The sequence below is a fragment of the Novosphingobium sp. AAP1 genome (assembly GCF_001295765.1).
Lineage (GTDB): Bacteria > Pseudomonadota > Alphaproteobacteria > Sphingomonadales > Sphingomonadaceae > Novosphingobium > Novosphingobium capsulatum.
This window is the reverse complement of sequence record NZ_LJHO01000010.1, coordinates 90,777-105,000: the sequence shown is the minus strand read 5'-3', so window position 1 is coordinate 105,000 and position 14,224 is coordinate 90,777. Positions and strand designations below refer to the sequence as shown.

General features: G+C 67.2%; 17 protein-coding genes (1 of these 17 running past the window's edge). 10 read left to right on the top strand and 7 right to left on the bottom strand.

Translation table 11 applies throughout. The annotated features are described in order from the left end of the window. Together ctaD and coxB are read right to left on the bottom strand one after the other, a co-directional pair. Positions 1-1,167: the 5' portion of a cytochrome c oxidase subunit I gene (gene ctaD, locus IP65_RS16475; RefSeq protein WP_022676871.1), read on the bottom strand. Its footprint begins 522 nt before the window's first position; 1,167 of the gene's 1,689 nt are visible here — the first part of the coding sequence; its start codon is at positions 1,165-1,167; its stop codon lies off the left edge, out of view. 28 nt (positions 1,168-1,195) lie between these two features. Beyond that, the gene (gene coxB, locus IP65_RS16470; protein ID WP_022676870.1) at positions 1,196-2,092 is read right to left on the bottom strand and encodes a cytochrome c oxidase subunit II; all 897 of its coding nucleotides are present in this window, start codon (positions 2,090-2,092) and stop codon (positions 1,196-1,198) included. A gap of 284 nt (positions 2,093-2,376) precedes the next feature. On the opposite strand from coxB, the gene pyrE reads away from it, so the two are divergent. Genes pyrE through IP65_RS16425 form a run of 9 tightly spaced genes read left to right on the top strand, consistent with a single transcriptional unit; the run spans position 2,377 to position 8,757 of the window. Next, positions 2,377-2,961 carry an orotate phosphoribosyltransferase gene (gene pyrE, locus IP65_RS16465; protein ID WP_028658009.1) on the top strand — a complete coding sequence of 195 codons (585 nt, stop codon included), beginning with the start codon at positions 2,377-2,379 and terminating at the stop codon, positions 2,959-2,961. 17 nt (positions 2,962-2,978) lie between these two features. After that, the gene (locus IP65_RS16460) at positions 2,979-3,722 is read left to right on the top strand and encodes a pyridoxine 5'-phosphate synthase (protein ID WP_028658008.1); all 744 of its coding nucleotides are present in this window, start codon (positions 2,979-2,981) and stop codon (positions 3,720-3,722) included. 31 nt (positions 3,723-3,753) lie between these two features. Then, a complete protein-coding gene (gene acpS, locus IP65_RS16455; RefSeq protein ID WP_022676867.1) occupies positions 3,754-4,188 on the top strand; it encodes a holo-ACP synthase in 435 nt (144 codons plus the stop codon). Then, positions 4,185-5,063, top strand: coding sequence for a signal peptidase I (gene lepB / locus IP65_RS16450; RefSeq protein ID WP_054132347.1), 879 nt, complete (start codon positions 4,185-4,187; stop codon positions 5,061-5,063). The genes acpS and lepB overlap by 4 nt, the downstream gene beginning before the upstream one ends. 29 nt (positions 5,064-5,092) lie before the next feature. Next, a complete protein-coding gene (locus IP65_RS16445; protein ID WP_022676865.1) occupies positions 5,093-6,226 on the top strand; it encodes an AI-2E family transporter in 1,134 nt (377 codons plus the stop codon). Between the two features lie 4 nt (positions 6,227-6,230). Next, positions 6,231-7,361: a DUF3089 domain-containing protein gene (locus tag IP65_RS16440; RefSeq protein WP_022676864.1), complete on the top strand. Its 1,131-nt coding sequence runs from the start codon at positions 6,231-6,233 to the stop codon at positions 7,359-7,361. Further along, the gene (ruvX, locus tag IP65_RS16435) at positions 7,358-7,825 is read left to right on the top strand and encodes a Holliday junction resolvase RuvX (RefSeq protein WP_022676863.1); all 468 of its coding nucleotides are present in this window, start codon (positions 7,358-7,360) and stop codon (positions 7,823-7,825) included. Before IP65_RS16440 ends, ruvX begins: the two co-directional genes overlap by 4 nt. A gap of 48 nt (positions 7,826-7,873) precedes the next feature. Continuing rightward, positions 7,874-8,335, top strand: coding sequence for a PaaI family thioesterase (locus IP65_RS16430; protein ID WP_022676862.1), 462 nt, complete (start codon positions 7,874-7,876; stop codon positions 8,333-8,335). Further along, on the top strand, positions 8,332-8,757 hold the full coding sequence (locus tag IP65_RS16425; RefSeq protein ID WP_022676861.1) for a PaaI family thioesterase: 426 nt from the start codon (positions 8,332-8,334) through the stop codon (positions 8,755-8,757). Before IP65_RS16430 ends, IP65_RS16425 begins: the two co-directional genes overlap by 4 nt. Here IP65_RS16425 and IP65_RS16420 read toward each other — a convergent pair whose 3' ends face one another. The 4 genes from IP65_RS16420 to argH are packed head-to-tail and all read right to left on the bottom strand — an operon-like array spanning position 8,758 to position 12,508. Continuing rightward, positions 8,758-9,537, bottom strand: coding sequence for a bifunctional precorrin-2 dehydrogenase/sirohydrochlorin ferrochelatase (locus tag IP65_RS16420; protein WP_054132346.1), 780 nt, complete (start codon positions 9,535-9,537; stop codon positions 8,758-8,760). A 31-nt stretch (positions 9,538-9,568) separates the two neighbouring features. Beyond that, a complete protein-coding gene (gene lysA / locus IP65_RS16415; RefSeq protein ID WP_022676860.1) occupies positions 9,569-10,828 on the bottom strand; it encodes a diaminopimelate decarboxylase in 1,260 nt (419 codons plus the stop codon). A gap of 32 nt (positions 10,829-10,860) precedes the next feature. Further along, the gene (locus IP65_RS16410) at positions 10,861-11,127 is read right to left on the bottom strand and encodes a hypothetical protein (protein ID WP_022676859.1); all 267 of its coding nucleotides are present in this window, start codon (positions 11,125-11,127) and stop codon (positions 10,861-10,863) included. A gap of 4 nt (positions 11,128-11,131) precedes the next feature. Continuing rightward, positions 11,132-12,508 carry an argininosuccinate lyase gene (argH, locus tag IP65_RS16405; RefSeq protein WP_028658004.1) on the bottom strand — a complete coding sequence of 459 codons (1,377 nt, stop codon included), beginning with the start codon at positions 12,506-12,508 and terminating at the stop codon, positions 11,132-11,134. 25 nt (positions 12,509-12,533) lie between these two features. Here argH and IP65_RS16400 point away from each other — a divergent pair, with 25 nt between their 5' ends. Next, a complete protein-coding gene (locus tag IP65_RS16400) occupies positions 12,534-13,130 on the top strand; it encodes a TlpA disulfide reductase family protein (protein WP_022676857.1) in 597 nt (198 codons plus the stop codon). Here the strand turns inward: IP65_RS16400 and IP65_RS16395 are convergent. Continuing rightward, positions 13,102-14,223 (bottom strand): PepSY domain-containing protein, encoded by a 1,122-nt coding sequence (locus tag IP65_RS16395; RefSeq protein WP_197279269.1) that lies wholly within the window; start codon positions 14,221-14,223, stop codon positions 13,102-13,104. The two genes, IP65_RS16400 and IP65_RS16395, sit on opposite strands and share 29 nt — an antisense overlap. Between the last annotated feature and the right edge of the window lies 1 nt (position 14,224).

Sequence of the window (14,224 nt, the reverse complement as noted above, 5' to 3'; positions counted from 1 at the left end):
GAAGATGAAGCCGATGGCCCAGACCATGGGCGACTTGAACTCGATCGACCCGCCCCACATCGTGGCGATCCACGAGAAGATCTTGATCCCGGTGGGCACGGCGATGACCATCGTCGCGGCCGTGAAATACATCTTCGTGTTCACGTCGAGGCCGGTGGTGTACATGTGGTGGGCCCACACGATGAACCCGACCAAGCCGATGGCGACCATGGCATAGGCCATGCCGAGATAGCCGAACACCGGCTTGCGCGAGAAGGTCGAGATGATCTGGCTGATGATGCCGAAGCCCGGCAGGATCATGATATAGACTTCGGGGTGGCCGAAGAACCAGAACAGGTGCTGGTAGAGGATCGGGTCACCGCCGCCGGCCGGATCGAAGAACGTCGTGCCGAAGTTGCGGTCGGTGATCAGCATGGTGATGGCTGCGGCCAGCACCGGCAGGGCGAGCAGCAGCAGGAACGCGGTGACGAGAACCGACCACACGAACAGCGGCATCTTGTGCAGGGTCATGCCCGGCGCGCGCATGTTGAAAATGGTGGTGATGAAGTTCACGGCCCCGAGAATCGAGCCAGCCCCGGCCAGGTGCAGCGAGAAGATCGCGAAATCGACCGCCGGACCGACCGAGCCCGATGTGGAAAGCGGTGCATAGACCGTCCAGCCGGTGCCCGCGCCATGGCCAGTGCCCCCGGGCATGAACGGCGAGATCATCAGCGAGCAGAAGCCCGAGAAGGTCAGCCAGAACGAAATGTTGTTCATACGCGGGAAGGCCATGTCGGGCGCGCCGATCATGATCGGCACGAACCAGTTGCCGAACCCGCCGATCAGCGCCGGCATGACCATGAAGAACACCATGATCAGGCCGTGCGCCGTGATCAGCACGTTCCACATGTGCAGCGTCTGGTTGAGATCGGCGCCATCACCGCCGACGAACCTGGTCCAGAACCCGAGGTACTGGATGCCGGGATGCGCCAGTTCGGCGCGCATGATGCCCGAGATCGCGCCGCCGACAACGCCGGCGAAGACCGCGAAAATCAGGTAGAGCGTGCCGATGTCCTTGTGGTTGGTGGACATGAACCAGCGCGCAAAGAAGCTGGGCTTGTGATCGTGATCATGCGCATGGTCGTGGTGCGCATCAAAACTTTCATGATCGGCGGGAATGGTGGCCATATCGGGCGATCCTCTTTCCGATTGTCGTTCAGGCGGCCGGAGCGGCTGCGCCGCCCACCGTACCGCCCTGGCTCTTGATCCAGGCGTCGAACTGGGGCTTGGTCACGGCTTCGACCACGATCGGCATGTAGCCGTGGCGCGCGCCGCACAGTTCGGAGCACTGGCCGTAATAGACGCCGGGCTTGTTGATCATCATCACCTTCTCGTTGATCCGGCCCGGAACGGCATCCAGCTTGAACCAGAGCGAGGGCACGGAGAACGAGTGGATCACGTCAGACCCGGTGGTCTGCAGGCGAATCGGCACCCCGGCCGGCACGACCATGCGGTTGTCGGCGGCAAGCTGCGGCGGCTCGCCGCGCTTGATGGCCTCGGCCGGCGGCAGCATGTTGGAGATCACCTCGAACCCGCCATTGTCGGGATAGGTGTAGCCCCAGTACCACTGATAGCCGGTGACCTTGACGGTCAGCGCGCCCTTGGGCGCAGGCTCGTACTGGTGGGCGAGCAGGCGAATCGAGGGGACCGCGATCACCACCAGGACCAGTACGGGAACCAGGGTCCAGATCACCTCGATCAAGGTGTTGTGGCTGGTCTTGGAGGCCACCGGGTTGGCGCGGCGGTTGAACTTGGCCATCACCGCGATGAGCAGGAACAGGACCAGCAGGACAATGACCGTGATTACCGGCATCAGCAGGTAATCGTGCATTTTCAGCGCTTCCTGGCCGATCGGCGAATACTGGTCCTGGAAGGTCCAGCCACCCGGAACGGGTTGCCCCTTGCCGGGCACCGGCTTGGCCGGGACATAAGTGGCGGCAGCCAGCGCCAGCGAAGGCGCCGCGGCTGCGGTTGTTGCTGCAATGCCTGCCAGGACATGACCGGCGGTCCGAAACGCTGTGCCCGCATGGCGGACGAATTCGATTGGACTCATCGTCGCTTGTTCCGCTCTTCCCCGCGTACACGCCAGTTTCGAGGTCTGCGTGCACTGATTGTAATTCCCTCGATTGCACCCGGCTATACGCGGCCTTGTCCTGAGCCACAAGTTGAGACGTTCACCAAGGCGACAGGAAAGCATTGCCCCTTGGTTCAAGCCCGCCCGCCGCAGGCCTGCCACTGGGCGAAAAACCCTTGCCCCGTGCCGCGCCAGCGCCCATGGCACATGGCAAACCCCAGCACGCCAAGACGGCGAACAGGCAGGACCAGCGAACCAGAGCCATGCAGGAAGAAGACATCCTTTCCGAATTCCGTGCCAGCCAGGCCTTGCTTGAAGGGCATTTCCTGCTCTCTTCGGGCCGCCACAGCGCCCATTATCTGCAATGCGCGCGCGTGCTGATGGACCCGATGCGCGCCTCGCGCCTAGCCAGTGCGCTCGCGGCCAAGCTGCCGCGCGATTTGCGCCAGCAGATCGCCAAGGTGGTGGCCCCGGCCATGGGCGGGGTGATCATCGGCCACGAAATGGGCCGCGCGCTGGGCGTGGAAGCGGTGTTCGTGGAACGGCCAACCGGCACGTTCGAACTGCGCCGCGGGTTTACCCTGACGCCGGGCGAAAAGGTGCTGATGGTCGAAGACGTCGTCACCACTGGCCTGTCCAGCCGCGAAGCGATCAAGGCCGTGGAAGAAGCCGGCGGCGTGGTGATCGCCGAGGCGGCGCTGGTCGACAGGTCGGCCGGCGCGGTGGACCTGGGCGTGCCGTTCTATCCGCTCGTCTCCCTCAATTTCCCGACCTATGCACCCGATGAACTGCCGCCCGCGCTGGCCGCTGTGCCCGCGATCAAGCCCGGCAGCCGGGCACAACCGTAAGACAGGAGAATATGGCGGTGAGCGAATTGTTCACGCCCGCCCGGCTGCGGCTGGGCGTCAACATCGATCACGTGGCCACCATCCGCAATGCGCGCGGCGGTGACCATCCCGATCCGGTTCGCGCCGCGCAGATCGTGGCCGACGTGGGCGGTGACGGGATCACGGCCCATCTGCGCGAGGACCGCCGCCATATTCGCGACGAGGACCTGGCACGCATCCAGGCGGCGACCAACCTGCCGCTGAACCTGGAAATGGCCGCGACCGACGAAATGCTGGCGATTGCCCTGCGCCACAAGCCCCATGCCTGCTGCATCGTGCCCGAGCGCCGCGAGGAACGCACGACCGAGGGCGGGCTCGATGCCGCCGGGCAGCACAACCGCCTGGCGCCGATCGTGTCGCGCCTGGCTGATGCCGGCATCCGCGTCAGCCTGTTCATCGCGCCGGACGCGCGACAGATCGAGGCGGCGATCAAGCTGGGCGCGCCGGTGGTGGAACTGCACACCGGCGAATATGCCCATGCCGAGGGCGAGGCCCGCGCCGTCGAGCTCAAGCGCCTGGCCGACATGGCCGCGCTGGCCGCCAAGAACGGCATCGAACCCCATGCCGGCCATGGCCTGACCTATGACAACGTGCAGCCCGTGGCCGCCATCCCGCAGCTGGCCGAACTCAACATCGGCCATTACCTGATCGGCGAGGCGATCTTCGTGGGTCTGGACGCGGCCGTGCGGCGCATGCGCACGCTGATGGACGAAGTGCGCTGAACCCGCCACGCGGCTGGAAGGAAGACCCCGCATGATCATCGGCCTGGGTTCCGACTTGTGCAATATCGAGCGCATCCAGCAATCGCTGGAGCGGTTCGGCGATCGCTTTGTCGAGCGGGTTTTCACCCCGGTGGAGCAGGCCAAGGCAGCGCGCCGGCCCTATACCCGCGCCGGCACCCTGGCCAAGCGCTTCGCCGCCAAGGAAGCCTATTCCAAGGCGGTGGGCACCGGCTTCAAGGCTGGGGTGTTCATGAAGGACATCGGCGTGGTCAACGCACCCTCGGGGGCGCCGACCCTGGCGCTGACCGGCGGCGCGGCGGCACGGCTGGCCGCGATCACCCCGCCCGGCCACAAGGCGGTGGTGCACCTGACGATGACCGATGACCATCCCTGGGCTCAGGCCTTCGTGGTGATCGAGGCCATTGCGCTGGACCTTGGCCACTCGGGCGAAGGAGAAACGGCATGAGCGACGGCGTTACCGGCCTGCCGCCGGAACAGGCCGAAGCCCGGCCCGCGCGCGTCAACTGGTGGGCGGAACTGCGCGGCCTGATTGGCATGCTGCTGGCTGTCCTGGTGTTCCACAGCCTGCTGGCCAAGCCGTTCTACATCCCGTCGATGTCGATGATGCCCAACCTGCTGGTGGGCGATCGGCTGGTGGTTTCCAAGTATCCCTATGGCTGGTCGTGGGTATCGCCATCGTTCCACGTGCTGCCGCGCTCGTCGGTGCGGCTGTTCCCGGCAACGCCGCAGTATGGCGATATCGTGATCGTGGTGCCGCGCGGCAGCAACGAGGACTATATCAAGCGGGTCGTCGCCCTGCCAGGTGACCGCATTGCCGTGGTCCATGGCCAGATCATCCTCAATGGCCGCCCCGTGCCGCAGGTGGTGGAAGCGCCGCTCGATCTGCCGGTCGATGCCAACGAACCGTGCGATCCCACCGATTTTCCCGGCTTGCGCTTTCGCGATGCGATGGGCCGGCAATTCTGCGAGCTGCCGATCCTGCGCGAGACGCTGCCCAATGGCGCGACCTATCGCATCATCGACCATGAGCAGCAGCCGCTCGATGACTATGCCGAGGTGACGGTGCCGGCCGGCCATGTCTTCCTGATGGGCGACAACCGCGATCATTCCGCCGACAGCCGCGAACCGCTGGCGCTCAAGGGCCTGGGTGGCCCAGTGCCGCTGGCCGACGTGGGTGGCCGGGCCGAGTTTGTGACGGTTTCCCTGGATGGCAGCGAAACGTGGAATCCGGCGACCTGGTGGCATGCGCTGCGCCACGGCCGCGGTGGAACCAGCCTGCGCGCGGAACAGGGGCTGCCACAATTCGTTCCGGCTTCCTGAACTCTTGCTGCGGGGGTAGCTTGCGCGCGATGTCCGATTCTGCCGACACCATTTCTGTCTCCGCCAACCCGCCGCCCGGCGGCACGACCAAGGCGAACGCGCCTGGCCCCACCGACATTACTGACCATACGGTTCGCCAGGAGGCCAAGAAGGCCTTTGTGTGGATCGGGATCGCTGCGCTTGTCGTGCTGGCGGTATTCCTGGCACAGCCGCTGCTGGTGATCTTTGGCGGGGTGGTGTTTGCCTCGCTGATCGAGGGTGGGCAACGCCTGCTCGGCCGGATTCTGCCCGGCCCGCGCGCGCTGCGGATCGCGCTGGTGCTGCTGGCGGCGGTCGGTTTCCTGGTATGGCTCGGCTATTTTGCCGGCAACCAGATCGCGGCACAGGCGGCGCAGTTTCCGCATATCATCCAGGGCCAGGCCCAGCGCACGCTGACCTGGCTGCACGGCCATGGCATCAACGTGGGCCAGGCTGACGTCTCCAAGATCGCCGAGCAGGTGATCGGCGGCGTCGGCCCCGTCACGCAGGCGCTGGGGGGAATTTTCGGTGGGTTCACCACGTTTTTCCTGATCGTGATCCTGGGCATCTATTTCGTGCTGGAGCCGGACATCTATCGGCGCGGCTTTGCCTGGCTGTTCCCGCTCGATCGCCGCCCGCATTTCCAGGTGACGCTGCAACGCATGGGCAAGTCGCTGCGCATGCTGCTGTTCGGGCGCATGATCGGCATGTTTACCGAAGGCCTGGCAACCTGGCTGCTGCTGGCCGTCTATGGCGTGCCGATGTCGGCGTTGCTGGGCATTCTGACCGGGCTGCTGGTGTTCCTGCCCAATATCGGCGCGCCGCTCTCGGGGCTGCTGATGGTGCTGGTGGGCTTTTCGGGCGGCACCGACATGGGGATCTACTGCATTATCGTCTACCTCGTGGTGCAGACGGTGGATGGCAACATCATCGTGCCGATGGTGGCCAAGAAGACCGCCGACCTTGCCCCGGCGATGGTGCTGGGCGCGCAGCTGATCTTTGGCGTGCTGTTCGGCATCCTGGGCCTGGCGCTGGCCGATCCGATCGTGGCGATGATCAAGATCGCCCTGGAACGGCAGGCCGAGCGCAACGACGATGAGCGGGACGAAACTGCCCCGGGCGAAACCCCCGCGCTGGCCACATGATGCCATGGTGATCAAGCGCGTGGTTCAGGCCGGCGCGCTGTTCGTGGTGCTGGCCTTGCTGTGCCTTGGCGTGTTGCGCCAGTGCTCGGCAGAAATCTCGCGCTATGCCTTTGCGCCCATCCACGCGTTCGAGCCGGGCGCACCGCCAGCGCCCAATGCCTATGCCGATCCTGCGATGTGGCTGGCGCGGCCCGGCATGGCCAATGACCCGGCACAGTGGCTGCCGCCGGGCACGCCCGCCCCGCCCAGCGGGGACACGGCAGTGTTCTTCGTGCATTCGACCACCTATCTCAGCCGCAACCACTGGAATGCGCCGCTGGCCGATATCGATTCGCAGCGGCGCGCCAACATTCTGGTGGCGGCCACGGCCAGCGCGTTCAACGCGGTAGGGCCAGTATGGGTGCCGCGCTATCGCCAGGCCGCGTTGGGTGCCTTCCTGACCGACGGTGCCGATCGCCAGCGGGCGATGGACCTGGCCTATGCAGACATTCACGCGGCCTTTGCCGCGTTCCTGGCGGCCCTGCCCCCGCAGACGCCGATCATCATCGCCGGCCACAGCCAGGGCGCGTGGGCCGTGGCCCGCCTGCTGCACGATAGTGTGCAGGGACGCCCGGTGGCGCGACGCGTGGTGGCAGCCTATGCCATCGGCTGGCCCATCGTGGCGGCAACGGCTGCGGCGGAAACCGGCTTTGCCCCGTGCACGACGCCCGATCAGGCAGGATGCCTGGTCGGCTGGCTCAGCTTTGCCGAACCGGCCGATCCCACCCTGCTGATCGGCGCCTATCACCGCTGGCCGGATCACGCGCCCGGCCAGGGCCCGCTCATCTGCGTCAATCCGCTGACCGGCACGCAAGGCGGCGTTGCCACGCGCAAGGCCAACCGCGGCACGCTGCTGCCCGATGCAAACGACAGTGAGACAGAGCGCGCCGGGCCGCTGGTGGCTGGCCTCGTGCCGGCGCGGTGCGATGCGCGCGGACTATTGCTGATCGGGCCGCCGCCGCACATCGGGCTGTTCGTGCTGCCGGGCAACACCTACCATGTCTACGATATCCCGCTGTTCTGGGCCAATCTGCGCGCCGATGCCCTGCGTCGCAGCGCCGCGTGGCACCAGGCCCGGGACGGAGGAACTCAATGATCACCCAAAATGTCGCCGACCTGCGCGCCGCCCTGCCGATGGGCGGGGTGCTGATGGGGCTTGACCCTGGCACCAAGACCATCGGCGTGGCGCTGTGCGATGCCGGCTGGCACTTTGCCACCGCCGGGCAGACCGTGATCCGCCGCAAGTTTGCCCAGGACAAGGCAGCCTTGGCTGACATCATCGCGCAGCGCGGGGTCAAGGGCCTGGTCATCGGCCTGCCGCTCAACATGGATGGCAGCAACGGTCCGCGCAGCCAATCAGCCCGCGCCATGGCGCGCAACCTGGAAGACCTGGGCCTGCCCATTCTGATGTGGGACGAGCGCTGGTCGACGCAGGCGGCCGAGCGCACGATGATCGAGCAGGATTTCAGCCGGGCCAAGCGCGCCCAGCGCATCGATTCGCATGCCGCCGCGCTGATCCTGCAGGCCGCGATCGACACGCTGGCCGGCGGGGTGCTGTGATTTAACCAATCGGTTGAACCCCGGTCGACATTGCGGCAAGGAACAGCGATGGCAGAACACGAACCTTTCACCTGGCGCAAGCAGGGCCCCTTTGATCCGGCAGTGGCGGGCGAACTGCTGAGCAAGCTGGGCCACGGCGGCTTTCTCGGCATGCGCTATGGCGACCATGGTCCCGACTGGTTCGAAGCCGAATTGCCCTGGCGCGAGGATCTGGTGGGAGCGGGCAACAATGGCGTGCTGGCCTCTGGCCCGATCATCAGCCTGTTCGACAATTGCACATCGATGGCGATCTGGACGCGGCGGGGATGCTTCGTCCCCCATGTCACGCTGGACCTGCGCATCGACTATGTCCGGGCAGCCGTACCGGGGCGCAGCGTGATCGCGCGGGCGGAATGCTATCAGTTGCGCGGCGACTTGGCATTCGTGCGGGCGCTGGCCCACGATGGGGATATGGCCGATCCGCTGGCCCACGCTGCCGCCATCTTCATGGTGCTGGGAGACAGCGAATGAGCGAGGGCCAACGCGATGGCAGCGTCCTGTTCACCCTGCCGCCCTTTGCCCTGGCCATGGGCATGACCCTGGCGGCGGACGAAGACGGCAGCCCGATCGTCACCATGCAGTTTGGCGCCCATTCGGAAGGGCGCCCCGGATTTCTGCACGGCGGCGCGATTGGCGGGCTGCTGGAAATGGCCGGGTTTGCTGCCCTCTCTGTCCATCTGGCGCGGAACGGGGTGAACCAGCGGATGAAGCCGATCAACATCTCGATCGAATACCTGCGCGCCGGGCTGCCACAGCCGGTCTACGCCATAGGCCAGGTGGTGCGCGCCGGGCGGCGCGTGGCCAATGTGCGGGTGGAAGCCTGGCAGAGCGACCGCGCCGTACCGATCGCCAGCTGCTGGATGAACTTTCACCTAGCAGCGCCCAAGGGCTGATTAGCCGGGCAGGCGCAGTTCCACGGTCAGGCCACAGGGCAACGCTGCACCGGGCGGCAGGCGTTGCGCATCGGCGCGTGCGCGCACCAGGATAGCCAGCGGCACGGCGGCATCGGCCACCACGGCATCGGCCATGCCCAGAAGGCGCGCCTCGCGCAGGGTAAGGTCTTCCGGATCGTCCGAGCGCAGCACGATGACATGGTGCGCTGCCGCTACTTCGGCCGCACCTGCCAGCCATTCCTCCACCGCGGCGGGTGCATGCTCCACCATCGGATCGAGCGGGCCGCCCTCTGCCAGGGCGCCATCAAGCGCGCGGCGCCGATCGGCGCCATCGGGAAAGCGCGCGCGCAAGGCATCGCGCGCGGCAAAGAGCGCATTGGCCAGCGCGCCCAGCCCCTGGGGCAGCGCGCGTTCCAGCCGCAGCCGCACGTGCTTGGCCAGCCCCGCCGACGCACCCGCCGTGCCGACAGCCACCACCACCGGGCTGCGATCGATCAGCGACGGCGTGGTGAAATCGCACAGCGCCGGGCGATCCACCACATTGACCAGCAAGCCGGCGCCCCGCGCGCGCAGGGCATCGGCCATGCAGGCATCGGCACTGTCATGGGCGATGAACGCCAGCCGCGCGCCGATATCGATGCCGTGGGCAAGATCATCCACCACCTGGCCGCCAGCACGCTCCACCAGCCGCGCCTTGGCCTGCGCCGCATCGCCATGGCCCAGCACGATCACCGGCTGGCCGGCGATACGGTGGAACAGGGGCAGCGCGGGCAGGCTCATGACAGCGGCTTAGCGGGTCACAGGCATGGCGTCAGGCCAGCCATTCGGGCACGCGTTCGGCCGCCAGGATCGTGGCTGGCTCGATCCGGTCGGCCACCACCGCCCACTTCGTGCCATCCACCATCACTTCGGGCACGAGGGGCCGCGAATTGTAGGTGTTGGCCATCGTCGCGCCATAGGCGCCAGCCGTGCGGAACACGGCCAGATCGCCCCGCGCCACGGCATCGATCGTGCGGCCCATGGCAAAGGTGTCGCTCGATTCGCAGATCGGGCCAACGATATTGGCCTCCATCGTTTCGCCATTCGGCGCCACCGCGGCGAAATCGTGCCAGGCATCATAGAGCGCCGGGCGCGCCAGATCGTTCATGGCCGCGTCGACGACCACCCACGGGGCGCCGACGCCTTCCTTCACCCGCACCACCCGCGTCATCAGCACGCCGGTGTTGCCGGTGATCACGCGGCCGGGTTCGAACATCGCGGTAATGTCCCAGCCCTGCGTTACGCGGGCCACCATCGCGGCATAGTCTTCGGGCTGGGGAAAGACTTCCCCGGCCTTGTAGGGCACGCCCACGCCGCCGCCGAAATCGATGTGCGTCACGGCATGGCCCGCCGCGCGGATCGCCTGCATCAGCTGGCCGATCTTGGTAAAGGCTGCCTCCAGCGGATCGAGCCGCGACAGCTGGCTGCCGATATGCAGCGCCAGGCCGCGCATGGTCAGGCCCGGCGTGGTCGCCAGCCGGGCATAGATCGCCGCAGCGCGATCATACGGCACGCCGAACTTGTTTTCCGCCTTGCCGGTGGAAATCTTGCCATGCGTGCCGGCATCGACATCCGGGTTGACGCGCAGCGCGCAGGCCGCGGTCTTGCCCAGGCGGACGGCGATTTCCGCCAGTTCCAGGCCCTCTTCCTCGCTTTCCAGGTTGAACTGGCCGATGCCCGCCTCCAGCGCGCGGGCCAGTTCGGCGTGGGTCTTGCCCACCCCGGAAAAGACGATGCCCTCGGCCGCCATGCCGGCTGCCAGGGCGCGCTCCATCTCACCGCCCGAAACCACGTCGGCGCCATAGCCTTCGGCGGCCAGGACCTTGAGCACGGCAAGGTTGGGATTGGACTTGACGGCAAAGGCCAGCTTGACGCGCGGCAGGACCGCCAGCGCATCGCGGAACACGCGGGCGTGGCGCGTCAGCGTGGCGCGCGAATAGACATAGAGCGGCGTGCCTACGGCATCGGCCAGCATGGGCAGGGCAATATCTTCGGCGTGCAGCACGCCGTTCACCTGGTGAAAGTGGTCCATCGAAACTCTCGAGAATGATCGTTGAAAACGCGTTATTCTTCGGGCGGCAGATCGAACGGGTCGTCTTCGCGCTCTTGCGAGCGGCTGCGCAATTCCACGTTGCGATCGGGCTTGGCCTGGATCGGCGCTTTCAACAGCGCGTCCGCCCCGCGGCTCTGCTCCCGGCCATAGGGCGCGGGCGGCAGGCCGTGCCCCGGCGCCGGTTTCAGCTCGCGTTTGTTGCCGCACCCGGCAAGGGCCAGGGCAGCAAGACCAACGAGCACAATGCCAGCGGCTTTGGGGGCAGTGGGGCGGATCAAGCGATTACTCCTCCAGGCCAAGCGCTGCACGCGCCTGGGCCACACGCTTCCTTACCTCGGCCGGGGCGGTTCCGCCATGGCTGCAACGCGCCGCCACCGATGCTTCGACCGAAAGCGCGGCATAGACGCGATCATCGATACGCGCATCGATGGCCTTGAGATCCTCCAGCGGCAGCTGATCGAGGGCGATTCCCCGGCTTTCGGCCAGTTTCACCGCGCTGCCGGTGATGTGGTGCGCCTCACGGAAAGGAATATTGGCCTGACGCACCAGCCAGTCGGCCAGGTCCGTCGCCGTGGCATAGCCCAGTTCGGCAGCTCCCCGCATGCGATCGGTGCGGAAACGCGCCTCGGCTACCATGCCGGTCATCGCCGCGATCGACAGCGCCAGCAGGCTGGCTGCCTCGAACACCGGCGGCTTGTCGTCCTGCATGTCCTTGGAATAGGCCAGCGGCAGCCCCTTCATGGTGATCATCAGTGCGGTGAGGCAGCCGACGATCCGGCCCGAATGGCCGCGCACCAGTTCGGCCGCATCGGGATTCTTCTTCTGTGGCATGATCGAACTGCCGGTCGACAGGCTGTCGGGCAGGGCAACGAAGCCAAAGGGCTGGCTGGCCCAGATGATGAATTCCTCGGCCAGGCGCGAGAGGTGCAGCGAGCACTGCGCGGCGGCCATCAGGTAATCCAGGGCGAAATCGCGGTCGGATACAGAATCGAGGCTGTTGTCGGTCGGCCCGTCGAAACCCAGCGCTTGCGCCGTGCGGAAACGGTCGATCGGAAAGCCGGTACCGGCGAGCGCCGCCGCGCCCAGCGGCGAGCGGTTCATGCGCGCGCGAGCATCGGCGAAGCGCGAGCGATCGCGGCCGATCATCTCGTAATAGGCCATGAGGTGGTGGCCCAGCGTTACCGGCTGCGCGGTCTGCAGATGGGTGAAGCCGGGCATGATCGAGCCGGCATGCTCGCCGGCGCGCGCCACCAGCGCGGTCTGCAAGGCGAGCAGGCCCGAATCGACCTGGTCGATCGCATCGCGCACCCACAGGCGAAAATCGGTGGCAACCTGATCGTTGCGGCTGCGCGCGGTATGCAGGCGGCCCGCCGCCGGGCCGATCAGTTCGGCCAGCCGGCTTTCGGTGGTCATGTGGATGTCTTCAAGGTCCCAGTCTTCGGGCACGCCATTGGCTTCGTATTCGCCCGCCACCTGGTCCAGCCCCTGGGCGATCAGCGCGGCATCCTGCGCTTCCACGATGCCTTGGGTGGCCAACATGTCCACATGGGCCTTTGACGCGGCGATATCCTGGCGCCACAGCGCCTTGTCGAACGGGATCGAGGCGTTAATCTCGCGCATGATGGCCGAAGGGCCGGCGGCGAAACGCCCGCCCCACATCTGGTTGGAGCCCGAATTGCCACTCATGTCCGCTCGTCCGCCCTATCTGCCGTTGATTCTGGGTGCGCTGGCCGCAGCCACGCTTGGCGGCTGCGATAGGCAAGCAAACCCGCCGGCGCAACCGTCCAGCGCCGCCGCCACCTCTGCTGACGGTGGCGAGGCAGCGCCGGCTGCCGGCAAGGTTGATCTCAGCCACAAGGGATCGGCCATGCCGGCCTTTGCCTTGGCCACGCCCGAAGGCGGCAAGATCAGCGCCAAAGACCTGGCCGGCAAGCCCGTGCTGATCAATCTGTGGGCCACCTGGTGCGGCCCCTGCGTGGTGGAAATGCCCACGCTGGACAAGCTGGCTGCCGGTGGCCTGCGCGTGCTGACCGTCTCGCAGGATACCACCGGGCAGGTCGACAAGGTCAAGGGCTTCAAGGCCGAGCATGGCCTGGCCCATGTGCAGATGCTGCTCGACCCCGACAACGACCTGTCGTTCCACTATGGCACCGGCGTCTTGCCCACGACCGTGGTCTATGACGCGAAAGGCAAGGAAGTGGGCCGCGTGGTGGGCGCCTTCGATTGGACCGGGGCAGATGCCGCCGCCCTGATCAAGGCCGCAACGCAGGGCGGCGCCTGAGCCACCAGCGCCACAGCCCGGTGACATAGAGCGCGGCCGGCACCAGCCCGGCCGCGACCACCAGCATGCGCAACGGCAGCCCGGCGGCAGAGCCGTCGTGCAACGGGTGCAGCCACTTGAGCAGCACGTCCATCGGCCCGCCCTGCGCTACATTGGCCAGGCCAAGCACGGCGCCGCCATGCCGGTCGATCACGGCCCAGCTATGCGGAAAGCGCGGGGACGGATCAGCCGCCTGGGCCAGGCGGACGCGATAGGCGCCCTGCCCCTGCCCCGGCAATTCGATCCAGACCGCCCGCGCGCCGGGCAAGACCGCCTGGGCCAGGGCCACCGCACGGGACACGGCGATATCGGGCGTGCCGGGGGCGCCATCGGCGATCTGGCCCGGCACGTCTTGCGCGCCGCCCAGCACGGGCCGCAGCAGGTGGCCGGTTTCCTGCGGCAGGGCCAGCATGACGCCGGTAAGCGTGAGCAGCAGGAGCAGCGGCGCACCGGCCAGGCCCGCCAGCTTGTGCCAGTCATAGAGCCGGCGCACCGGCGCGGCGCGCGGTTTCATGCGCAGCGCCTTGGCCCAGCCGCCGCGCGGCCACCATGCCCATAGTCCGCTGGCCAAAAGCACTGCCAGTGCCAGCCCGGCCCAGCCAAAGATCGTACCCCCGACCGGCCCCAGTTGCAGGCAATAGTGCAGGTCATAGATCCAGGTCATGCCACCATCGCCCCAGAATTCGACGCGCAGCACGCGGCGGCCATCGGGCGAAAGCCAGGCCAGCAGCGGCGCATGGCCGGCGCCAGAACGCTCCGCCGGGTGGTAGTAGCGCGCTGGAATGGCGCCCGCGCCAGCGGTCAGTTCCAGCCGCCATGGCCCGGTGCGGGCGGGAAAGGCAGTGTGCAGGGTGGCGGCGGCGCGGTCCCAATCGGCCGGGCCGGCGCGCCCTGTCACCTGCACGGCCGGGTGCAGCGCGCGGTCGATCTCGACATAGAAGACCAGCAGCGCGCCGGTGATCCCGGCCAGGACCATCAGCGCGCCGAGCGACAGCCCCAGCCACAGGTGAAGCCGCCGCACCCAGGCGCGCGGCGAAAGGGTGCGGCGGGCCACG